This window comes from Vibrio sp. V09_P4A23P171 (assembly GCF_963875615.1).
In the GTDB taxonomy this organism is placed as follows: domain Bacteria; phylum Pseudomonadota; class Gammaproteobacteria; order Enterobacterales; family Vibrionaceae; genus Vibrio; species Vibrio anguillarum.
Genome location: NZ_CAWNMR010000070.1, coordinates 18013 through 39121, shown reverse-complemented (window position 1 = coordinate 39121; position 21109 = coordinate 18013). Strand labels below are relative to the sequence as shown.

Below are 21109 nucleotides of genomic sequence, written 5' to 3'. Positions count from 1 at the left end.
TTATTTCATTTATATGACAGTGTGTTTCTCATTGATAACTCTGATAAAAACAAGTTTCACGGTGACTTTTAATTCTTTATTTATTGAATTTTCATGATGTTATGCGATTTTAACAACGTGGAGGAGGAGGGCGAGGGACGCTAGTTTTAGATATTTTATGACGAAGTTGTCATTTTTGAACTCTAACTGCTCGGTATTAAGATTAGCTAACGTTCTTAAGTTCGGTTTTTCCGAGTTAATTGCTCATTTGGTTTGGGTTTGTTATAAACAACGACCAGATAAAATTGAGTGTCCTTATCATGTTTCACCTCAACTACAATCATCTTTACTACTTCTGGATGGTATGCAAGCAGGGATCGGTCACTAAAGCTGCAGAAGCACTCTTCTTGACTCCGCAAACCGTCACTGGGCAAATTAAGGCTTTTGAAGAGCGCATGGATGGTAAGCTTACTAAGCGTAATGGTCGTAGTATTGAACCGACAGAACTTGGGCAACTGGTTTTTAAATATGCTGACCGGATGTTCGGCTTAAGTTATGAGATGCTCGATATTGTCAATTATAGTCAGCGCTCTAATCTGCTGTTTGATGTAGGAGTGGCGGATGCCCTCTCTAAACGGCTTGTCAGTAAAATACTGATGACGACGGTCCCGGCCGATAGCAGTATCCACTTGCGTTGTTTTGAATCGACCCATGAAATGTTGTTAGAGCAACTTTCACAACACAAATTGGATATGATTCTCTCTGATTATCCCGTCGATTCCAGCCAAAGCCCGGGCCTGTTCAGCAAAAAACTGGGTGAGAGTCACATGAGTTTTTTTTGTTCAGGCAAGGTTGAAAATGTCTCTTTTCCTGCCATTTTAGAGCAGAGAAAGTTGTTGATACCGGGAAGCCGAACCGCGATGGGGCGTAATCTATTGCAATGGTTTGACCGTCAAGGCCTGAAGCCGAATATTCTGGGGGAGTTTGATGATGCGGCATTGATGAAAGCTTTTGCGCGTTATCATCATGATGCAATTTTTTTAGCGCCCTCAATCTATGTGACTGAAGTTGGTGATGATCTTCCTTTGCAACTTATCGGTCAGATTGATGATTTAAAAGAAGAGTACTACGTCATTTTTGCTGAGAGGATGATCCAACACCCAGCAGTGAAAAATGTTTGCGATGCAGATTTTAATAATTTGTTTGTATGATGCTTTCACTACTAACGATAAATAGATTACTATCTCATTATCTAGCAATATTATTAATTATCGCTTGCCAAGTAATACTAATCTAAACTGGTTATACGCCTTCTGATGCCGTTATTGACGCTCTATTGAATGGTTGCCGTCATAAACGGTATAACAATTAAACTACGTAGAAAAAGGTACTAACCTTACTTATAAACTCATAACCTGTTGGGTTAAGGAAGATGCAAACTTGTGATGCGTTTGATGTAAGAAGTTGTTCCAAGGGAGCTTATTCATGAACCTACAAGAAATGGAAAAAAATTCCGCTAAAGCAGTGGTGTTGTTAAAGGCTATGGCTAACGAAAGACGCCTACAAATATTGTGTTTATTACACAATCAAGAACTGTCGGTTGGTGAGCTATGTGGGAAATTAGAATTGAGTCAATCGGCACTTTCGCAGCATCTTGCTTGGTTAAGAAGAGATGGGTTAGTGGATACAAGAAAAGAAGCTCAGACGGTTTACTACACACTCAGCAGCCATGAGATCAAGGCGATGATTGAGTTGTTACACGGTTTATACTGCCGCTAGTGTTTTGAAAAATACACAATCCGAAATTATGTTTCAGTAACATAGTTCGGATTTTTTTATATTAAAATTAGAGTAAATACTTTACTTGACATTGCAGATATAAAAAAACCGGCCTTAGCCGGTTTTTATTTTCGCGTGGAACCAAGTCTAAATTATAGAGCTTTGATTGCTGCAGCGAAACGAGACTTATGGCGAGCAGCTTTGTTCTTGTGAACAAGACCTTTAGTCGACATACGGTCAAGGATTGGTGTAACTGCAGCAAATGCAGCAGTTGCAGCTTCTTTATCGCCAGCTGCGATAGCTGCGATGGTTTTCTTCATGTAAGTGCGCATCATAGAACGACGGCTAGCATTATGCTGACGACGTTTCTCAGCTTGGATAGCGCGCTTCTTAGCAGATTTACTATTTGCCAAGGGTCTAACTCCCAAAAACTTAGTTCGGTGACAATTTAAGGGCGGGGAATATCCCTTATTTGCTCTCAATTGTCAAATGATTTGTGCAAAAACCGTTCTAGGCCAAACAAATTTTGGTATAGGAAGGTCATCGCGGTTAAGATGCGGGGATTCTAACAGTATTTTTTTTCCAATGCTAATACTTATCTGATCTCGCACTGACATTCCTTATGTGTTGCTGTGGATAATGACGTTTTGGCTTGTTTTTCGAGGTAATAGTGAGCAAACGCCTACTCAAATCTGGCTTGATTGTCAGTGCTATGACGTTGATTTCTCGTGTGTTGGGCCTAGTTCGTGACGTAGTTGTTGCGAATTTGATGGGGGCAGGTGCGAGTGCCGATGTTTTTTTCTTTGCTAATAAAATTCCTAACTTTTTACGTCGGCTATTTGCCGAAGGGGCTTTTTCTCAAGCGTTTGTTCCAGTACTGACCGAATACCATTCATCCGGAGATATCAATAAAACACGCGAGCTGATCGCTAAAGCATCTGGCACATTGGGGGTTATTGTCACTTTGGTGACTGTTGTGGGGATCTTATGCTCTGGTGCGGTCACGGCACTGTTTGGGGCTGGTTGGTTTTTAGATTGGCTTAATGATGGTCCTGATGCGCATAAGTTTGAGCTTGCGAGTTTATTATTAAAAATCACTTTTCCTTACTTATGGTTCATCACTTTTGTTGCTTTATCAGGAGCGATTCTCAATACCCTGGGCAAGTTTGCCGTCTCTTCTTTTACCCCTGTATTTTTGAATGTGATGATCATCGGTTGCGCTTGGTTTTTGTCGCCGCACTTACAGCAACCGGAAATTGGCTTGGCGATTGGCGTCCTTCTTGGGGGATTGGTCCAGTTTCTATTTCAAATTCCATTTTTGCTCAAAGCAGGTTTATTGGTTTGGCCTCAATGGGGTTGGAATGAACCGGGGGTTGTGAAAATTCGCACCTTGATGTTGCCCGCTCTTTTTGGGGTATCGGTCAGTCAAATTAACTTATTGCTGGACACCTTCATCGCCAGCTTCTTACAAACGGGCTCCATTAGCTGGCTTTACTATTCAGACCGTTTGCTAGAATTTCCGTTAGGCTTATTTGGTATTGCGATTGCTACCGTTATTTTGCCCGCATTATCCCGTAAACATGTCGATGCCCACAGCGAAGGATTTTCGCAAACCATGGATTGGGGTATTCGTATGGTTTGTCTGCTCGGTTTTCCTGCGATGTTAGGCCTGATTGTGTTGGCAAAACCGATGCTTATGGTGCTATTTATGCGAGGTGAGTTTACCCCGAATGATGTCAATCAAACGGCGTTGTCACTCTATGCATTTGGTTTGGGCTTGATCAGTTTTATGCTGATCAAAGTGCTCGCACCAGGGTACTACTCTCGGCAAGACACCAAAACGCCAGTTCGTTATGGCATTATCGCCATGATCTCTAATATGGTCTTCAATGCGCTTTTAGCGTGGCATTTAAGTTATGTTGGTTTGGCGTTAGCTACGTCATTATCTGCTTTTATCAACATGGCACTGCTTTACCGAGGGTTACATGTGCAAGGGGTGTATCAGATCACCCGTAAAACTATTGGTTTTATTATTCGCTTAATGGTGGCCAGCAGTGCGATGGTTGTGGTCATTGTTTGGCAATTGGAAGAAATGTCAACGTGGCTAGAGTGGAGCCTGACACAGAGGGCTACATCATTGGTGATGCTGATCAGTATCGGTGCGGTCAGTTATTTGCTTTGCCTAGCCGTGCTTGGCGTGCGTTTAAAAGACTTAAAAGCGGCGACAGATTAATGGTGATTAGTATATAATCCGTCGGTTTCGCACCTTGCTAATTGAGAACTATAGGTTTTAAGCATTTTCTAATGGAATTGATTCGCGGCATTCACAATATCAAGCCACAGCATCATGGCTGTGTATTAACCATCGGAAACTTTGATGGTGTTCATTTAGGACATCAGCAAGTTTTGAAGCAAGTATCCAAGAAAGCGCAATTATTGGGTTTACCTTCGGTGGTCATGACGTTTGAACCGCAGCCATTAGAATTATTTGCCAAGCACAATGCACCAGCTCGATTAACTCGATTACGTGATAAATTTGTGCAATTGAACAAGCAGTCGGTTGACAGATTGTTATGTGTGAATTTTAACCAGCACTTTGCTAATTTAACGGCAGAAGCTTTTATTCGTGACTTGTTGGTCGCTCAGTTGGGTGTTAAGTTTCTGGTGATTGGTGATGATTTTTGTTTTGGTAAAAATCGCCAAGGTAATTTCAGTATGCTGCAGCAAGCTGGACAACAGTTTGGTTTTGAGGTGGTAAGTACCCACAGTTTTTGCTTGCAACAACAAAGAGTGAGTAGTACTGCTATTCGTAACGCTTTAGCAAGCGATGACTTAGTGTTAGCTAAGCAGATGCTCGGTCGTGATTACGGTATCAGTGGTCGAGTGGCGCATGGTCAAAAGTTAGGGCGAACCATTGGTTTCCCTACAGCGAACATTCCGCTTAAGCGCTGTGTTTCACCGGTCTCTGGTGTTTACGTCGTCAATGTCTATGGCCTTGATAACTCGCCCATCGGAGGAATTGCCAATATTGGTAATAGGCCAACAGTCAACGGGGTTCGTCAACAACTTGAAGTACACTTGTTTGACTTTCATGCCAATTTATATGGCAAACAGCTAGAAGTGGCACTTTTACATAAGCTTCGAGATGAAAAGAAATTTGAATCTTTTGGAGCGTTAAAGCAACAAATTGAATTGGATGCTGATGCGGCAAGGGTGTGGTTGCATCAGCTAAAGAATTAGTCGGATTATTCCACCGATTAATATCATGTCTAACGTCGCCCAATATAACGGAATTAAGAATCGATGAGTGATTATAAAGATACCCTGAACCTACCTGAAACAGGGTTTCCAATGCGTGGCGATCTGGCTAAACGTGAGCCAGAAATGTTAAAGCGTTGGTATCAAGAAGATCTTTACGGCGAAATCCGTAAAGCCAAAAAAGGCAAAAAATCTTTCGTATTGCACGATGGCCCTCCTTATGCCAACGGTGATATTCATATTGGTCACGCACTGAATAAGATTCTTAAAGACATTATTATCAAATCGAAAACCTTATCCGGTTTTGACGCGCCTTACATCCCAGGTTGGGACTGTCACGGCCTACCTATCGAATTGATGGTAGAGAAAAAAGTCGGCAAACCAGGCCAGAAAGTGACCGCGGCTGAGTTTCGTGAAAAATGCCGTGAATATGCAGCAGGTCAAGTGGAAGGCCAGAAAGAGAGCTTTAAGCGTTTGGGCATCATGGGTGAGTGGGATAAACCTTATCGCACCATGGATTTCGCCACCGAAGCGAACATTATTCGCGCATTGGGTAAAATTGCCGATAAAGGCCACCTGCTGAAAGGTTTCAAACCTGTTCACTGGTGTACTGATTGTGGTTCAGCACTGGCTGAAGCGGAAGTTGAATACAAAGATAAAGTGTCACCTTCGATTGACGTACGATTCAAAGCAGCCGATGAAGCGGCGCTGCTTGAAAAGTTCACGCTCGCGGCTGATCACGCCGGCCACGGTGAAGTGTCGATTGTCATTTGGACAACCACACCTTGGACCTTGCCAGCTAACCGCGCAGTCTGCTTACGTGATGATCTTGAATATGTTTTGCTGCAAATTGAAGCAGACGGTGAACGCTCTGCTGAACGCATTATCGTTGCGTCAGAACTTGCAAAAAGTGTCATGGATCGTGCTGGTATCAGTCATTACCACAATCTTGGTTTTTGCCGAGGCGCAGACCTTGAACTAATGTCTTTTAATCATCCATTTTACGCATTTACTGTGCCTGCGATTTTGGGTGAGCACGTAACTACTGAATCGGGTACTGGTGTCGTTCATACTGCACCTGGTCATGGTCAAGAAGACTTCGTGGTCGGTCAGCAATACGGCCTTGAAGTAGCCAACCCTGTCGGTTCAAACGGCGTATATCTAGCAGACACCGAGCTATTTGCTGGTCAACATGTGTTTAAAGCGAATGACTCTGTACTTGAAGTACTGAAAGAAAAAGGTGCTTTGTTGCACCACCATGCCTACGAGCATAGTTATCCTCATTGCTGGCGTCATAAAACCCCAATCATTTTCCGTGCAACACCACAATGGTTTGTTTCTATGGAGCAAGCCGGTCTGCGCGCCCAAGCTCTAGAATCGATCAAAGGCGTACAATGGATGCCGGAATGGGGTCAAAGCCGCATCGAAGCAATGATTGAAGGTCGTCCTGAATGGTGTATTTCTCGTCAGCGTACTTGGGGTGTACCGATTGCGCTATTTGTGCATAAAGAGACGGCAGAACTTCATCCTAATAGCCCTGCGCTGATTGAAACAGTGGCGCAATTGGTAGAACAAAAAGGGATTCAAGCGTGGTGGGATGTCGACACTGCTGAGATCTTGGGCGAGGAAGATGCCAAGCATTACGAAAAAGTACTCGATACACTGGATGTGTGGTTCGACTCTGGTGTGACTCACTACGCCGTTGTTGATAAGCGTGAAGAGTTCAATGGCCACGGTGCAGATCTGTACCTTGAAGGTTCAGATCAGCATCGTGGTTGGTTCCAATCTTCATTGATTTCATCGGTAGCAATGAAAGGTGCTGCGCCTTACAAACAAGTATTGACGCATGGCTTTGTGGTCGATGGTCATGGCCGCAAGATGTCAAAATCAATCGGCAACGTGGTTGCGCCAAAAGATGTCACCAATAAACTGGGTGCAGACATCCTGCGTCTATGGGTTGCATCGACTGATTACACTGGTGAAGTGGCGGTTTCTGACGAAATTCTAAAACGTTCGGCGGATGCTTATCGCCGTATCCGTAATACAGCACGTTTCTTCTTAGCCAACCTCAATGGGTTTAACCCAGCAACGGATATGGTTGCAGCTGACGAGATGGTGTCGCTGGATCGCTGGGCCGTAGGCCGTGCCTTTGCGGCGCAACAAGAAATTGTCAAAGCATATGAAGAGTATAATACGCATGGCGTGATCCAACGTTTGATGCACTTCTGCTCAATTGAAATGGGTTCGTTCTACCTTGATGTGATTAAAGATCGCCAATACACCGCTAAACAAGGTGCACATGCACAGCGTAGCTGTCAAACGGCGCTGTATTACATCGTTGAGGCTTTGGTTCGTTGGATGGCACCGATCATGTCATTTACGGCTGATGAAATTTGGAACGAAATGCCAGCGATGCAAGCTAATGGCGAGCCGCGTGAAAAATTTGTCTTCACGGGTGAGTGGTTTGAAGGTCTGTTTGGGTTAACTGAAGGCGAAGAGTTGAACAATGAATTTTGGGCAGAGATGCAAAAAGTTCGTAGCTCGGTGAACAAGTTGCTTGAAACCGCTCGTAGTGAAAAAATCATTGGTGGCTCATTACAAGCTGAAGTGGTGCTGTTTGCTGATGATGCTTTAGTGGCTCAGTTGAACAAGCTTGAAGATGAACTGCGTTTTGTACTGCTGACATCAAAAGCGATAGTGAAGCCTCTGGCTGAGAAAAGCGATGCGGCACAAGCAACGGAAACAACAGGTTTGTTTGTGTTGGTGAGCGCAACGGAAGCAGAGAAGTGCGATCGCTGTTGGCATCATACTCCTGACGTTGGCACTATCACTGGTCATGAAACTATTTGTGGCCGTTGTGTGTCGAACGTGGATGGTGAAGGCGAAGTTCGTAAGTTCGCTTAATAATATTGGGATTCAATATGGCAGAGCAGACGCTTACTTGGAAACAATCAGGAGTTCGCTGGCTATGGCTAGCGCTTCTGGTCTTTACCCTTGATGTCGGTATAAAGCTGATGGTCATGGATAACATGGGGTATGGTTGGGCAAATCGCATCGAAGTAATGCCTTTTTTTAACCTACTTTATGTACATAACTATGGTGCGGCATTTAGCTTTTTAGGCGATCAAGCGGGTTGGCAACGTTGGTTGTTTACCGCTATTGCCTTTGCTGTGACGGGGCTCCTCACTTACTGGATGAGTAAGCTGCCTGCGCAAGAGAAGTGGCATAATATCGCTTATGCCATGATTATTGGTGGCGCAATCGGCAACGTGTTTGATCGTATCGTGCACGGTTTTGTGGTTGATTATCTTGATTTCTACTGGGGCAATTATCACTGGCCAGCGTTTAACTTGGCTGACAGTGCCATTTGCCTTGGTGCAGCAATGATTATCCTTGATGGCTTTCGTAAAAAAGACGATGCGCACTCATAATGGCTAAAATAGTTGAATAACCCTAAGCGCTGTCTGTTGATTCAGGTGGCGCTTTTTGTTTACTCTTCATCTCTAAAAATACGGTGGTGATAGGCGTACTAAAAACGGGCATTTTTATGTCGTTATGGATGCCTTGTCTCCACACTAAAATAAATAAAGAGAAATCACGTGACGACAATAAAAGCAAACAGTGCGGTAACCCTACACTTCACCATTAAATTAAAAGATGGCTCTATTGCGGATAGCACTCATAATATGGGCAAACCAGCGAAATTGGTTATTGGTGATGGCAGTCTAAGCGACAATTTTGAGTTGTGCTTAATCGGTCTGAGTGCCGGAGAATCCAAAACCATTGAGTTAAAAGCCGAAGACGCGTTTGGTTTGTCTAACCCAGATAACATCCACCATATGGATCGCGCCAAATTTGCCGGTAATACTGAGGTGGAAGTTGGCACGATTATGGCGTTTAGTGGCCGCGATGGCTTAGAAATTCCTGGCATTATCACCGCTATTGCGGGCGATTCGGTAACGGTTGATTTTAACCACCCACTTGCAGGACAAGATGTCATTTTTGATGTTGAAATTTTGTCTGTAGAATAATTGGCAACTTGCGATAACCCTATTCAATGAGCAATGAAATGAAAATATTGTTAGCCAACCCTCGTGGTTTTTGCGCCGGTGTTGATCGTGCGATCAGCATTGTTGAACGCGCACTTGAGCTGTATCAGCCTCCGATTTATGTACGGCATGAAGTGGTGCATAACCGCTTTGTGGTGGAAGGGCTGAAGCAGCGAGGGGCCATTTTTGTTGAGGACTTACACGAAGTACCTGATGACAATATTGTGATCTTTTCTGCTCATGGCGTTTCGCAAGCAGTGAGACTTGAAGCGAAAGCGCGTGCATTAACCGTGTTTGATGCCACTTGCCCTTTGGTGACTAAAGTGCATATGGAAGTGGCTCGAGCCAGTCGCCGCAGTATGGAAGTAGTGCTGATTGGCCATGCAGGTCATCCTGAAGTGGAAGGAACCATGGGCCAATACGCCAGTAAAAAAGGCGGCATGTACTTGGTTGAAAAACCGGAAGATGTTGAAACGCTAAAAGCTATCGTTAAAGATCCGACTAATTTACATTATGTTAGCCAAACCACCTTGTCGGTGGATGAAACAGCCGATGTGATTGATAAATTGCGTGAAGTGTTTCCCGATATTCAGGGACCACGGAAAGATGATATCTGCTACGCGACACAAAACCGCCAAGATGCGGTGCGTCAACTTGCATTGGATGTTGATTTGGTGGTGGTGGTGGGCTCGAAAAACTCATCAAACTCTACGCGTTTAAAAGAATTGGCGGAAAAGCTCGGAACGCCGGGTTACTTGATTGATTGCCCTGAAGATATTGATCCAACGTGGTTTGATGGTAAGAAAACCGTTGGCGTCACGGCCGGCGCATCGGCACCCGAAGCATTAGTGAATCAGATCCTAGATCGAATTAAAGAGCTTGGTGCTCAATCGGTTGAAGAAGTGCTTGGACGAGAAGAGAACATGTTTTTTGAAGTGCCCAAAGAGCTGCAAATCAAGCAAATCGACTAGTCAATAAAAAGTATTTGAATTAGACGTACCAATAAAAGAAGAAGGGCTTCCAAATGGAAGCCCTTTTCTATAACGCAAGCGAAGCGTCATTCACACTATGCAGTTTCTGTGACTGCTTTCGGTTTTTCTTCATCGGTAAGTTCGATGTCGCCTTTACCTTTGGAGATTCTAATTACATATATGGTTACGGACAGTGAGAACAAAATACCGGCAATGGTTGATGCTTGCATCGGTAAGCCAAAGCCTAATGCACTGTTATTAAGAATGAAGGTGGCACAAACCGTGGTCATAAACATCGCGGGGATAGTCGCAATCCAATGCAGTTTGTTGTGGCGTAGTAAATAGGCGGAAGCGGTCCAAAGCATCATTACTGCTGTGGTTTGGTTGGCAAAACCGAAGTAGCGCCAAATAATACCGAAATCCACTTGAGTGAGAATGGCACCCAAAACAAACAGCGGCAGTGCCATGAACAAGCGATTACGCAGCGTTTTTTGTTCCATATTGAAATATTCAGCTAAGATCAAACGACTAGAGCGAAATGCAGTGTCGCCTGAGGTGATCGGTAGGATAACCACACCCAAGAAGGCGATGATGCCGCCAAACACACCTAATAAGCCAAAGGATGCGCTGTACACAACGTTACCCGGGCCGCCGTTTTTCACCGCTTCTGATAATCCTTCCAATGAGCCAAAGAAAGAGAGTGCAATCGCACACCAGATAAGTGCGATAATGCCTTCACCAATCATGGCACCGTAAAACACGAAGCGGCCATTTTTTTCGTTTTCCATACAGCGAGCCATCAATGGCGACTGAGTTGCATGGAAACCAGAGATAGCACCGCAAGCAATCGTGATAAAGAGCGCTGGCCAAAGTGGTAGGTCGTTCGGGTTCATGTTGCTGAACATGTCGCTCATTTCAAAACCGCCCATCACAGTGTGTTCACTGGAAAGTGCAATCGCGGTCATTAAGCCAACCGACATAAAGATCAACAATGCGCCGAACAGTGGGTAGAAACGGCCGATGATTTTATCGACAGGAACGATGGTGGCGAGAATGTAGTAAGCGAAAATGATCACCACCATTGAGGTCATGCTCACCGTTAGACTCGTTTGCTCGTTAATCAGATTGGTGATCATCCCCGCAGGCGCAGAAACGAAAACAACCCCCACAAGCAGTAGCAGTACAATGGCAAAAATGTTCATAAAATGTTTGGCGCCATTGCCTAGGTAACGGCCAGTAATGGTGGGCACTGAAGCGCCGCCATTGCGTACCGACAACATGCCTGAAAAGTAGTCATGCACCGCACCTGCAAAAATACAGCCGACGACAATCCACAACATTGCTGCAGGACCATAGAGTGCGCCCATGATTGGGCCGAAAATTGGGCCTACGCCAGCAATATTAAGCAATTGTACCAAGTAGACTTTTTTGGTCGACATAGGAACATAGTCCACGCCATCACTCATGGTGTGGGCCGGTGTTTTACGGTTCTCGTTAATACCAAATACTTTTTCTACAAAAGCGCCGTAGATAAAGTATCCGGCCAGTAGGGCTGCGACACAGGTAAGAAACCACATCATAGCAATTGTCCTTTATGAATGAATTAAGCTCACTGTGGATAATAAAGGGCTCTGTGACGAGAAACATCTGCTTTTCCAGTGAGCGGCACTATAGCCAGTTAAGTGGCTATTTCACACAATAAGTGGTTTAGGGCTCGTCTCATCATCTGGATCAATAATGCTTTGCTGCTGGGAGGCAATGAGTGGCATCTTACAAGCAATCTGCTAGGCTAATTGAATGAAAATAAGAACTTAAGGACAACAATGAAAAAATTAAGTGTATTGTGCGCTGCTATATTGATGGTTGGGTGTGCGGCCTCTGATGCTGAATTAGCACAAAACGGAGATTGGCAACAAATTGGTTATCAAGATGGAGTCACAGGTCATACTCAACGCAGCTATAAAAAGCTTTCTGAGCTGGGTTCGGTGCAACAAGCCGATTACGAAGCGGGATACGTTAAAGGGCTAAGCGAGTATTGTAACCCCAATTTTGCCTATCAAATTGGATTGTCAGGACTATATTATGAAGGTGCGTGCGAAGGAACCGAGCAAGCACAGCGCTTTCGCATGGAATGGCAACGGGGTTGGAATGAGTTCACTAATTAACCCACCTATTGATGGGTTATCCATTTAAGATATCGCTATTAGAGAAAATATATGCATGAAGAGTTTATTGCTTTAGCTATTGCAGCCATTGGCGTTCTTGGTTTGACGTGCCAGTGGTTAGCATGGAAGTTGCGTCTTCCTGCTATTTTATTTTTATTAATTGCGGGCATTGTCGTTGGTCCGTTGACTGGGTGGTTAGAACCTCAGCAGTTATTGGGAGAATTATTATTCCCTTTGATTTCTCTTGCGGTTGCGGTGATTTTGTTTGAGGGTAGCCTCACACTCAACTTCAAAGATATTCGCGGCGTCAACCACACTGTGTGGAGCATTGTGTCGCTTGGAGCCCTAGTTTCATGGGGAATAACCAGCGTTGCGTCGTATTATTTATTGGACTTTGATTGGTCACTTGCGCTGCTGTTTGGCAGTTTGACCGTAGTTACCGGGCCGACCGTCATAGTACCGCTGCTACGTACCGTGCGGCCAAATGCTCGACTTTCCAATATATTGCGCTGGGAAGGAATACTCATCGACCCGTTGGGTGCACTGTTTGTGGTGATGGTGTATGAGTTTATTATCTCTAGCAGTGAAGCGCATAGCTTATACGTTTTCTCTTTAATTATTGGTGTTGGTTTAAGTATAGGAGCGGCTGCTGGCCAAGCCGTCGCTGTCATATTGAAGCGAGGCATGTTGCCTGAATATTTACAGCCTTTTGCTGTATTGGCTGTGGTACTTGGCGTCTTTTCCGCTTCTAACGCCATCGAGTCAGAGTCTGGCTTACTGACGGTGACGGTGATGGGGATGTGGCTGGCAAATGCTAAAAACGTCAATATTCAGCATATTCTTCATTTCAAAGAAAACCTGACTATTTTGCTAATCACTGGCCTCTTTATCCTTTTGGCTGCACGCATCGAGCTGGCTGATTTCCAAGCATTAGGGTGGAGTGCATTGCTGTTGTTGGTGGTAATGCAGTTAGTTTCCCGTCCGATGTCCATTTTTATTGCAACCGTGCGCAGCTCATTATCTTTCAAAGAGAAAGCTTTTTTGGCTTGGGTGGCGCCTCGCGGTATTGTGGCTGCTTCTATTTCTTCTCTATTTGCTATCAAACTGACAGCGGCAGGTGTAGAGGGAGCGACACTATTAGTGCCTTTAACGTTTATGGTCATTATTGGAACGGTGATTTTACAAAGTGCGACGGCGCGTCCTATTGCAATGGCATTGAAGGTGGCAGAACCTGCTCCGCGTGGTTTTTTGATTATTGGTGCGAATGACGTCGCTCGAGCGCTTGGAAAGGCGTTTGCGAAATATGATTGTCGCGTTGTGCTCACCGATTCTAACTGGGACTACATTAGTCAGGCGCGAATGGCGGGGCTAGCCAATTATTATGGTAATCCGATATCAAGCCACGCCGATGAATATTTAGATTTGATTGGTATTGGTCATGTGGTTGCACTTAGCCCTGATAAGCATTTCAATATTATGGCTTGCATGCATTTTCTCAGTGATTTCGGTGAAAAACGCGTATTTTGTTTGAACGATCATGCCAATGACAATAGTAGCGATAAACACAAAGTGGCTCAGGAATATCACGGTTTATCACTTTTTAATGGTGAAGTGAGTTATAAAAAATTAGCCAGTTTGATCAACCAAGGTGCAGAAATTAAGCACACAAAACTGAGCGAAAGTTTCACCTACCAAGATTATCTCCAGCAGAACAAAGAACATTTTGTTTTGCCACTGTTTATGGTGAACGTCAAAGGCCGTATCCAGATGCACCATTCTATTCAGGAGTTTTTACCTACGGAAGGTGAAATAGTCGTCTCGTTGATCAAACAGAGCCAGAGCCACTAGTGGCTCTCGTGTTCACTTTCCATTGCCCGGCGAAGAAAACCATCAGACTCGGTCAATTTATCCATAGCTTCTGCATAACTTAACCCCGTCAAGTGCATCAATATCGCTACTTTTACATTGTTGTTGCTTTGGGCTAATAAGTATTCAGCCTCAGCGCGTTCACAGTCGGTTGCTTGCATCACAATTCGCACCGCTCTGGCGATGAGTTTTCGGTTAGTGGCCTTAACATCGACCATTAAATTTTGGTAACTCTTACCAAGACGGATCATGCTAGCGGTGGTGAGCATGTTGAGTACCAGCTTCTGCGCTGTACCGGATTTTAAGCGCGTTGAACCGGTCAGAGCTTCTGGCCCAACGACAGGGCTAATGGCTATTTGCGCCAATTCTGCAATCGGGGAATCCGGGTTACATGATAGGGCAATGGTTGTCGCGCCCAAATCATTAGCATACTCCAAGGCACCGATGACATAAGGTGTTCGCCCACTAGCAGCAATGCCAACAACCACATCTTGATCCGTAAAATGAATACTTTTGAGATCTTGAATGCCGAGTTCTGCGCAATCTTCCGCCCCTTCTTTAGCACTGAACATGGCCTCTTTCCCACCGGCAATCAAACCAATCACCATCTGATCGCTAACTCCAAATGTTGGAGGGCACTCTGACGCATCAAGAACGCCTAATCGGCCACTGGTTCCTGCGCCAATGTAGATTAATCGACCACCATGTTTGAATGCATAGGTAATTCGATCCACGGCTAAGGCGATCTCCGGAAGGACTTTTTCGACGGCTAGCGGAACGTGCTTATCTTGTTGATTGAGCCGTTCTACAATTTCTTGTGCTGATAGTAGGTCAATATCCATTGTGTCAGGGTTGCGACCTTCGGAAATAAGGTGAGAAAGCGCAGAGAGCAGCGCGTCATTAGTCATACCATTCCTTACTTATTAATGAGTAAAATAGACCACACCCAACGAAGCGAGAGCGCTTGCTCCGGTTACTTCTGGTAGATTGCTGGGTAAATTATGCAGACGACGTTGAGCAAGCCAAGCAAAAGCCATTGCTTCCATGTAGTCACTATCCACCCCTTTATCGCTGGTGGGCATGATGCGCCAGTGTGCTAAATGGGCCTGCAAACGTTCAACCAATAGCGGGTTACGGGCACCGCCCCCACACAGCAGCAATTCCGGCGCTGGCCCACATTGGTAGTGTGCGACTTGCGTGGCGATGGTGAGTGCTGTGTATTCACAGAGTGTACGTTGCACATCTTCTGCTGCTAACGAAAACTCAGCCAATATCTGCTGAAGCCAAGGGAGATTAAACAGCTCGCGACCTGTACTTTTCGGTGCATTCAACGCAAGGTACGGCTCTTGATTGAGACGTTCGAGTAGTGGTTGGTGTACCTTTCCCGATCTCGCCCACATGCCATTATCATCAAACTTATGGCCTGTCTGTTCAAAGCACCACGCATCCATCAACATATTGCCCGGGCCCGTATCGTAGCCTAATACTTTTTGCTGCGGCCGCAGTACCGAAATATTAGCGATGCCGCCAATATTGAGTACTACAACGCTCGAATCGGTTGATTTGAAAATGGTGTCGTGAAATGCAGGGACTAATGGCGCTCCTTGGCCGCCGAGCGCCATATCTTTGCGACGAAAATCAGCCACTGTGTCGATGCCAGTTTTGCTGCTGATGATATTGGCATCACCGAGTTGCATCGTAAAAGGCGTATTACCGTTGGGTTGATGAAAAACCGTTTGGCCATGGCAGCCAATCGCGCGAATATCGCACGCTTGATAGCCTGATTGAGCCAGTAAAGCGATGACTGCATCAGCAAACAGATGGCCGAGCAAGTGGTCTAACTCGCCAATCTCTTGCACATTGGTTGATTGCCCAATACAGACATTCAGCAAACGCTGTTTGAGATCTTCTGGCATTGGGAAATCAGCGTGAGCCAATAAACGAATTTGGTTGCCATCCATTTCGATCAGCGCTGTATCGACACCATCCATGCTGGTGCCAGACATCACACCAATGTAGCGTTCAATGCTCTTCATTCGCTTCTCCTTCAACTCGAAAACAAAATCATTGTAATAGAAATTCAAAGCGAATAACCTCGTTAAATTAACTGTTTAAGTAAATTTTTGGAGTGAGCATGGGACCGTTGTGGCTAGATGTGGCAGGCTGTGAATTGAGCGCTGAAGACAAAGAGATTCTTGAGCATCCCACTGTCGGCGGGGTCATTCTTTTTGCGCGTAATTATCACGATAACGCGCAGTTGCTTGCGCTTAATAAAGCGATTCGCCACGCAGCAAAACGTCCGATTTTAATTGGTGTCGATCAAGAAGGTGGGCGAGTACAACGTTTTCGTGATGGGTTTTCGCTGATCCCTGCCGCGCAGCAGTATGCCAAGCAGAATAATGGTGAAGCATTAGCTCACCAAGGTGGCTGGCTGATGGCGGCGGAGTTGATTGCTCATGATATTGATCTCAGCTTTGCTCCTGTATTGGATAAAGGTCATGCGTGTAAAGCGATTGGTAATCGTGCTTTTGGCGATGATGTACAGAGCATCATTCGCCACAGTTCAGCCTATATGCAAGGTATGAAAGAGGCTGGCATGGCAACAACAGGTAAACACTTTCCCGGTCACGGCGGGGTAATCGCTGACTCGCATCTTGAGACGCCCTATGATGAGCGCAGCACGGTGATGGAAGAGGACATGGCGATATTCAAAGCGCAGATTGAAGCCGGAGGGCTCGATGCCATGATGCCTGCGCATGTGATTTATCCTCACTATGATGATCAACCTGCCAGCGGTTCTGCGTTTTGGTTGAAGCAAGTACTTCGCCAGCAGTTAGGGTTCAAAGGGCTAGTCTTTTCTGATGATTTAACAATGGAAGGGGCATCTGTCATGGGCGGTCCTGCCGAGCGCGCGCATCAATCGCTAGCCGCTGGATGTGACATGATTTTAGTGTGTAATCAACGCGCAGCTCAAATTGAAGTGTTGGATAATTTGCCGATTTTGGATGTGCCAGCGGCTGAGTCTCTACTCAAACGTCGTGCTTTTAATCTTCCTCAACTGCAAAGTACTGAACAGTGGAAGCAAGCTTCAGAAGCGATGAAACGACTGCTTGGTGAGTAAAAAAATGGCGCTGTGCGTGAAAGCTTCAGCGCCGTTATTTTCTATTCGTTGCGGTTAGTGAAAACCCAGAACTTCTTTTAAATTTTTTAGATAACGTCGACTGACGGGCACTTTGTGATCACTCAGGGTGATGATTTCCGCCAGCCCATTGTCCAATAATTTGATCTCTTTAATCGCCCTAGTATTGATTAAATACTGGCGGTGACAACGAACCAGTGGCGTTCTTTCTTCCAAAATTTTGAGCGTTAATTGGCTGGTGGCTCGTTGTAAATGGGTTTGCACATGAACACCACTGATGTCGCTCAAAGCAAACTCGACATCTTTGGTGGCAATGATCACAATTCGATTTAATCCAATGCAGGGAACTTGATCTAACCCTGCTGGTGATAAAATCGAAAAATCCTGCTTTTTGTGCCCTTGGCGAACTAAACGTTGCAGCGTTTTCTTTAAGCGCTCAGGGTCAACTGGCTTGAGTAGATAATCAAACGCATTTTCCTCAAACGCTTGCAGTGCATACTGATCATAAGCGGTGACAAACACCACATTGGGCATCGTATCTGGGTCAAGCATCCCTAGCAGCTCAATGCCAGTAACTTGTGGCATTTGGATGTCGAGAAACACCACGTCTGGCTTTAGCTGATTGATTTTTTTTAACCCTTCGATCGCATTACTGGCGTGACCAATCACATCAACATCGCCCGTCTCTTCTAGTAGCTCAGTCAGTTCTTCCCGAGCGAGCAGTTCGTCATCAATAACGAGTGCCGATAGCATGTTATTCCCTTAGTTAAATCCTTGATGAGGAATGAGAAAGCTCATTCGTGTGTATTGATTAGCCAATACTTCCGTTTTTAGTGCGGCTTGTTCGCCAAATTTATTAGTTAAGCGTTTATTGACAATTTGCATGCCTAAACCATCGTAATCTTCATTCGGAGCTTGGTAACTGCCCGCATTATCTTCCACTACAATTTTGTATCCTTCCGTTTGCACTTGGCTGTAGATTCGTACCCGCCCGCCTTCTAACAAGTTAGAGGTGCCGTGCTTTATCGCATTTTCTACCAGTGGCTGTAGAGTAAAACTGGGTACATTGCGCTCAAGTAGTAATGCATCATCGATGGCGATATCCACTTCAAGGCGATCGGCAAAACGCGCTTGTTCTATGGTTAAGTAGGCTTTGACATGTGCTAATTCTTCTTTAAGAGTCACTGTCTCAATATTTTGTTTGAGGTTACTACGAAAGAAGTGCGAAAGATGCTGGATAAGTTCTCGCGCTTTGTCGGGATCACGGCGGGTGATGGCACTAATGGTATTGAGCGCATTAAACAGAAAGTGGGGGTTGACTTGAGCATGCAGCAGTTTGATCTCGGCGCGAGAAAGCAGCATCTGTTTTTGTTGGTATTCGCCGTACAGAATTTGGCTCGACAGTAATTGTGCAATCCCTTCCGCCATTGACATGTTAATGGTTGAAAAAAGTTTACGCTTCGGCTCGTACAGCTTTATGGTTCCAATTACGCGATCACCTGCTCTAAGTGGAATGATTAGCGCTGAACCGAGTTTGCAGTTTTTAGAGAGTGAGCATTGATAAGGGGAATCTTTTCCGTCGAGGTAAATAATGCGGTTTTTGGTGATCGCATCGAGTGTACTTTGTGATGAGATCGGTGTATTGGGTTTGTGGTGATCGTCACCAATACCGATAAACGCGAGTATTTTTTCTCTATCGGTGATCGATACCGCGCCAACATTGGTCATTTCGTAAACAATTCGAGCGACTTTACCTGCATTGTGTGGATTAAAACCGTTGGCCAAAATGCCAACTGAACGCTCAGCAATATTCAGTGCGCGACGAGAAAAGGTGGCGGAATACTCTTCAAAAATGGTTTTTCTGTCTTGTAAAATGCTCATGAATAGCGCCGCGCCGACTGAGTTAGCGATGATCATGGGCGCGGCGATGGTCGAGACTAAGGCGTATGCATCAACAAACGGTTTAGCGACTAACAAAATTACCAACATTTGCACTATCTCAGCAAACAGTGTTACGGCAAAAACAATGCTGGGGCTAAACAGGAGTCGCCCTTTGCCCTTTCTCAGTAAATAGGTGTGCAGCAATCCACCAATCAAACCTTCTGCAGTAGTTGAAATGGCGCATGCCACATCGGTAAAACCGCCTAAAGTGTAGCGATGCATACCGCCAGTAAATCCAACCGCAAAGCCCACAATGGGGCCACCAAATAACCCGCCCATGACGGCACCTATCGCCCGCGTATTGGCAATCGCATCGTTGATCTGCAAACCAAAATAGGTGCCCATGATGCAAAAGAGGGAAAACAAAACATAGGTACTGATTTTGTGGCTAATTCGACTGGAAATGTTAAGCAGCGGCAAGAAAATGGGTGTTTTACTCAACATATAAGCGAGAACGAGGTAAACACACATCTGTTGCAGTAAGGAAAGAATTAAATCCATGTCAAAAACCCGTTGGTTTGGTGATCCCCTTTTCACTTGAAGCTACAGTAGTATTGGCTTTGTTCATTTTCCTAAGCGTAGAGTTTTCTATATACATTAGGATTTATGTACGGATGGCCAGACTGTAACACCAATCTCTTTGGGTATGATTTACGATTCATCCTCACTATTTTAGGTGAGATAGAGAGAATAAAATACGCGTCAGCTTATATTTTTTGCTTTAATAGAAGATAAATACGAGTGTAATTTTATTTTTACACATAATGTTTTTTTAAATTTACACTTGAAATGTTTTTAAAGCCTGTTAATTTGTCTTTTATTGGTGTTTAGGTATGCAATAAGATTTGTTGTAAACAAATAATTACAGGTGATGAGATGCAAAAAAGTGAACTAAGTAATATTAATATCAGTGATGAGCAAGTGCTGATCACTCCGGAACAATTAAAAGCTAAGCTGCCGCTCAGTCATCAAGCTCGCCAGTTCATTCAACACTCTCGTCAGACAATTGCCAATATTATCCATAAAAAAGATCACCGTTTACTGGTGGTGTGCGGTCCTTGCTCTATTCATGATATTGATGCGGCAAAAGAGTACGCAAAGCGCTTGAAATCACTCTCAGAGCAGTTGAGTGATCAACTGTACATTGTCATGCGTGTTTACTTTGAAAAGCCGCGTACAACGGTTGGCTGGAAAGGGCTGATTAACGATCCTCATCTTGATGGCAGTTTTGATATCGAACATGGTTTACACGTTGGTCGTCAATTGTTAGTTGAGCTAGCGGAGATGGAGATCCCTCTGGCGACCGAAGCGCTTGATCCGATCAGCCCTCAATATTTAGCTGATACATTCAGTTGGGCGGCGATTGGTGCACGCACTACGGAATCCCAAACACACCGGGAAATGGCCAGTGGTTTGTCGATGCCGATTGGGTTTAAAAACGGCACCGATGGCAATTTAGCAACGGCAATCAATGCGATGCAGGCGGCATCATCCAGCCACCGCTTTATGGGCATTAATAGTGAAGGGCAAGTGGCCTTACTTACCACTCAAGGCAACCCAAATGGACATGTCATTTTACGTGGCGGTAAGCAAACCAACTACGATTCAGTGTCGGTCACCGAGTGTGAGCAAGAGATGGCAAAACATAAATTGGATGCCTCGTTAATGGTGGACTGCAGCCATGCTAATTCACGTAAAGATTACCGTCGTCAGCCGTTAGTCGCTGAAGATGTGATTCATCAAATTCGTGAAGGAAATCAGTCTATTATTGGTTTGATGATTGAAAGTCACCTCAATGAAGGTAATCAATCTTCTGACCTTCCTCGCAACGAAATGGAATACGGTGTATCGATTACGGATGCCTGTATTAATTGGTCATCAACTGAGGCACTATTACGACATGCTCATCAAGAGCTCGTTCCGTTCTTAGAAAATCGCCTAAAAAAAGGTGAATAAAGGGAA

Annotated in this window: 18 protein-coding genes; 12 read left to right on the top strand and 6 right to left on the bottom strand. The window is 44.9% G+C overall.

The annotated features are described in order from the left end of the window. The first annotated feature begins 299 nt into the window (after positions 1–299). Complete coding sequence (gene nhaR, locus AACT23_RS16170; RefSeq protein ID WP_026027442.1) at positions 300–1190, top strand: transcriptional activator NhaR; 891 nt, start codon at positions 300–302, stop codon at positions 1188–1190. Between the two features lie 274 nt (positions 1191–1464). Next, entirely contained in the window at positions 1465–1758 is a 294-nt protein-coding gene (locus AACT23_RS16165) for an ArsR/SmtB family transcription factor (RefSeq protein WP_026028082.1), read from the top strand. Positions 1759–1910: 152 nt separating this feature from the next. Here the strand turns inward: AACT23_RS16165 and rpsT are convergent, their stop codons facing one another. Continuing rightward, positions 1911–2171, bottom strand: a complete 261-nt coding sequence (rpsT, locus tag AACT23_RS16160; protein ID WP_026027444.1) for a 30S ribosomal protein S20 — start codon at positions 2169–2171, stop codon at positions 1911–1913. 257 nt (positions 2172–2428) lie between these two features. Between rpsT and murJ the strand changes: the two genes are divergently transcribed. From murJ to ispH, 6 genes are all read left to right on the top strand, one after another. Beyond that, a complete protein-coding gene (gene murJ / locus AACT23_RS16155; protein WP_026028080.1) occupies positions 2429–3991 on the top strand; it encodes a murein biosynthesis integral membrane protein MurJ in 1563 nt (520 codons plus the stop codon). Between the two features lie 71 nt (positions 3992–4062). Further along, positions 4063–4998 (top strand): bifunctional riboflavin kinase/FAD synthetase, encoded by a 936-nt coding sequence (gene ribF, locus AACT23_RS16150; protein WP_029189948.1) that lies wholly within the window; start codon positions 4063–4065, stop codon positions 4996–4998. A gap of 63 nt (positions 4999–5061) precedes the next feature. After that, a complete protein-coding gene (gene ileS, locus AACT23_RS16145; RefSeq protein WP_094128693.1) occupies positions 5062–7920 on the top strand; it encodes an isoleucine--tRNA ligase in 2859 nt (952 codons plus the stop codon). A gap of 17 nt (positions 7921–7937) precedes the next feature. Further along, positions 7938–8447: a signal peptidase II gene (gene lspA / locus AACT23_RS16140; RefSeq protein WP_026028078.1), complete on the top strand. Its 510-nt coding sequence runs from the start codon at positions 7938–7940 to the stop codon at positions 8445–8447. A gap of 168 nt (positions 8448–8615) precedes the next feature. After that, positions 8616–9047, top strand: coding sequence for an FKBP-type peptidyl-prolyl cis-trans isomerase (fkpB, locus tag AACT23_RS16135; protein ID WP_013857554.1), 432 nt, complete (start codon positions 8616–8618; stop codon positions 9045–9047). A 26-nt stretch (positions 9048–9073) separates the two neighbouring features. Continuing rightward, positions 9074–10036 carry a 4-hydroxy-3-methylbut-2-enyl diphosphate reductase gene (gene ispH, locus AACT23_RS16130; RefSeq protein ID WP_166538010.1) on the top strand — a complete coding sequence of 321 codons (963 nt, stop codon included), beginning with the start codon at positions 9074–9076 and terminating at the stop codon, positions 10034–10036. Between the two features lie 95 nt (positions 10037–10131). Here ispH and AACT23_RS16125 read toward each other — a convergent pair whose 3' ends face one another. Continuing rightward, the gene (locus AACT23_RS16125) at positions 10132–11616 is read right to left on the bottom strand and encodes a carbon starvation CstA family protein (protein ID WP_017043277.1); all 1485 of its coding nucleotides are present in this window, start codon (positions 11614–11616) and stop codon (positions 10132–10134) included. A gap of 243 nt (positions 11617–11859) precedes the next feature. Here AACT23_RS16125 and AACT23_RS16120 point away from each other — a divergent pair, with 243 nt between their 5' ends. Both AACT23_RS16120 and AACT23_RS16115 read left to right on the top strand, forming a co-directional pair. Continuing rightward, positions 11860–12201: a DUF2799 domain-containing protein gene (locus AACT23_RS16120; RefSeq protein WP_017046293.1), complete on the top strand. Its 342-nt coding sequence runs from the start codon at positions 11860–11862 to the stop codon at positions 12199–12201. A gap of 51 nt (positions 12202–12252) precedes the next feature. Continuing rightward, positions 12253–14049, top strand: coding sequence for a cation:proton antiporter (locus AACT23_RS16115; protein WP_013857550.1), 1797 nt, complete (start codon positions 12253–12255; stop codon positions 14047–14049). Here the strand turns inward: AACT23_RS16115 and murQ are convergent. Both murQ and AACT23_RS16105 read right to left on the bottom strand, forming a co-directional pair. Beyond that, positions 14046–14975, bottom strand: coding sequence for an N-acetylmuramic acid 6-phosphate etherase (murQ, locus tag AACT23_RS16110; protein WP_017048824.1), 930 nt, complete (start codon positions 14973–14975; stop codon positions 14046–14048). The two genes, AACT23_RS16115 and murQ, sit on opposite strands and share 4 nt — an antisense overlap. Positions 14976–14990: 15 nt before the next feature. Further along, positions 14991–16103, bottom strand: a complete 1113-nt coding sequence (locus tag AACT23_RS16105; RefSeq protein WP_176428665.1) for an anhydro-N-acetylmuramic acid kinase — start codon at positions 16101–16103, stop codon at positions 14991–14993. A 98-nt stretch (positions 16104–16201) separates the two neighbouring features. Between AACT23_RS16105 and nagZ the strand changes: the two genes are divergently transcribed. Further along, positions 16202–17188 carry a beta-N-acetylhexosaminidase gene (gene nagZ, locus AACT23_RS16100; protein WP_094128687.1) on the top strand — a complete coding sequence of 329 codons (987 nt, stop codon included), beginning with the start codon at positions 16202–16204 and terminating at the stop codon, positions 17186–17188. Between the two features lie 54 nt (positions 17189–17242). Here the strand turns inward: nagZ and btsR are convergent, their stop codons facing one another. Both btsR and AACT23_RS16090 read right to left on the bottom strand, forming a co-directional pair. Further along, on the bottom strand, positions 17243–17959 hold the full coding sequence (gene btsR, locus AACT23_RS16095) for a two-component system response regulator BtsR (RefSeq protein ID WP_017046291.1): 717 nt from the start codon (positions 17957–17959) through the stop codon (positions 17243–17245). A 9-nt stretch (positions 17960–17968) separates the two neighbouring features. Next, positions 17969–19648 carry a sensor histidine kinase gene (locus AACT23_RS16090; protein WP_088720932.1) on the bottom strand — a complete coding sequence of 560 codons (1680 nt, stop codon included), beginning with the start codon at positions 19646–19648 and terminating at the stop codon, positions 17969–17971. Positions 19649–20023: 375 nt separating this feature from the next. Between AACT23_RS16090 and AACT23_RS16085 the strand changes: the two genes are divergently transcribed. Beyond that, complete coding sequence (locus AACT23_RS16085) at positions 20024–21103, top strand: 3-deoxy-7-phosphoheptulonate synthase (RefSeq protein ID WP_010319158.1); 1080 nt, start codon at positions 20024–20026, stop codon at positions 21101–21103. Positions 21104–21109 lie beyond the last annotated feature (6 nt).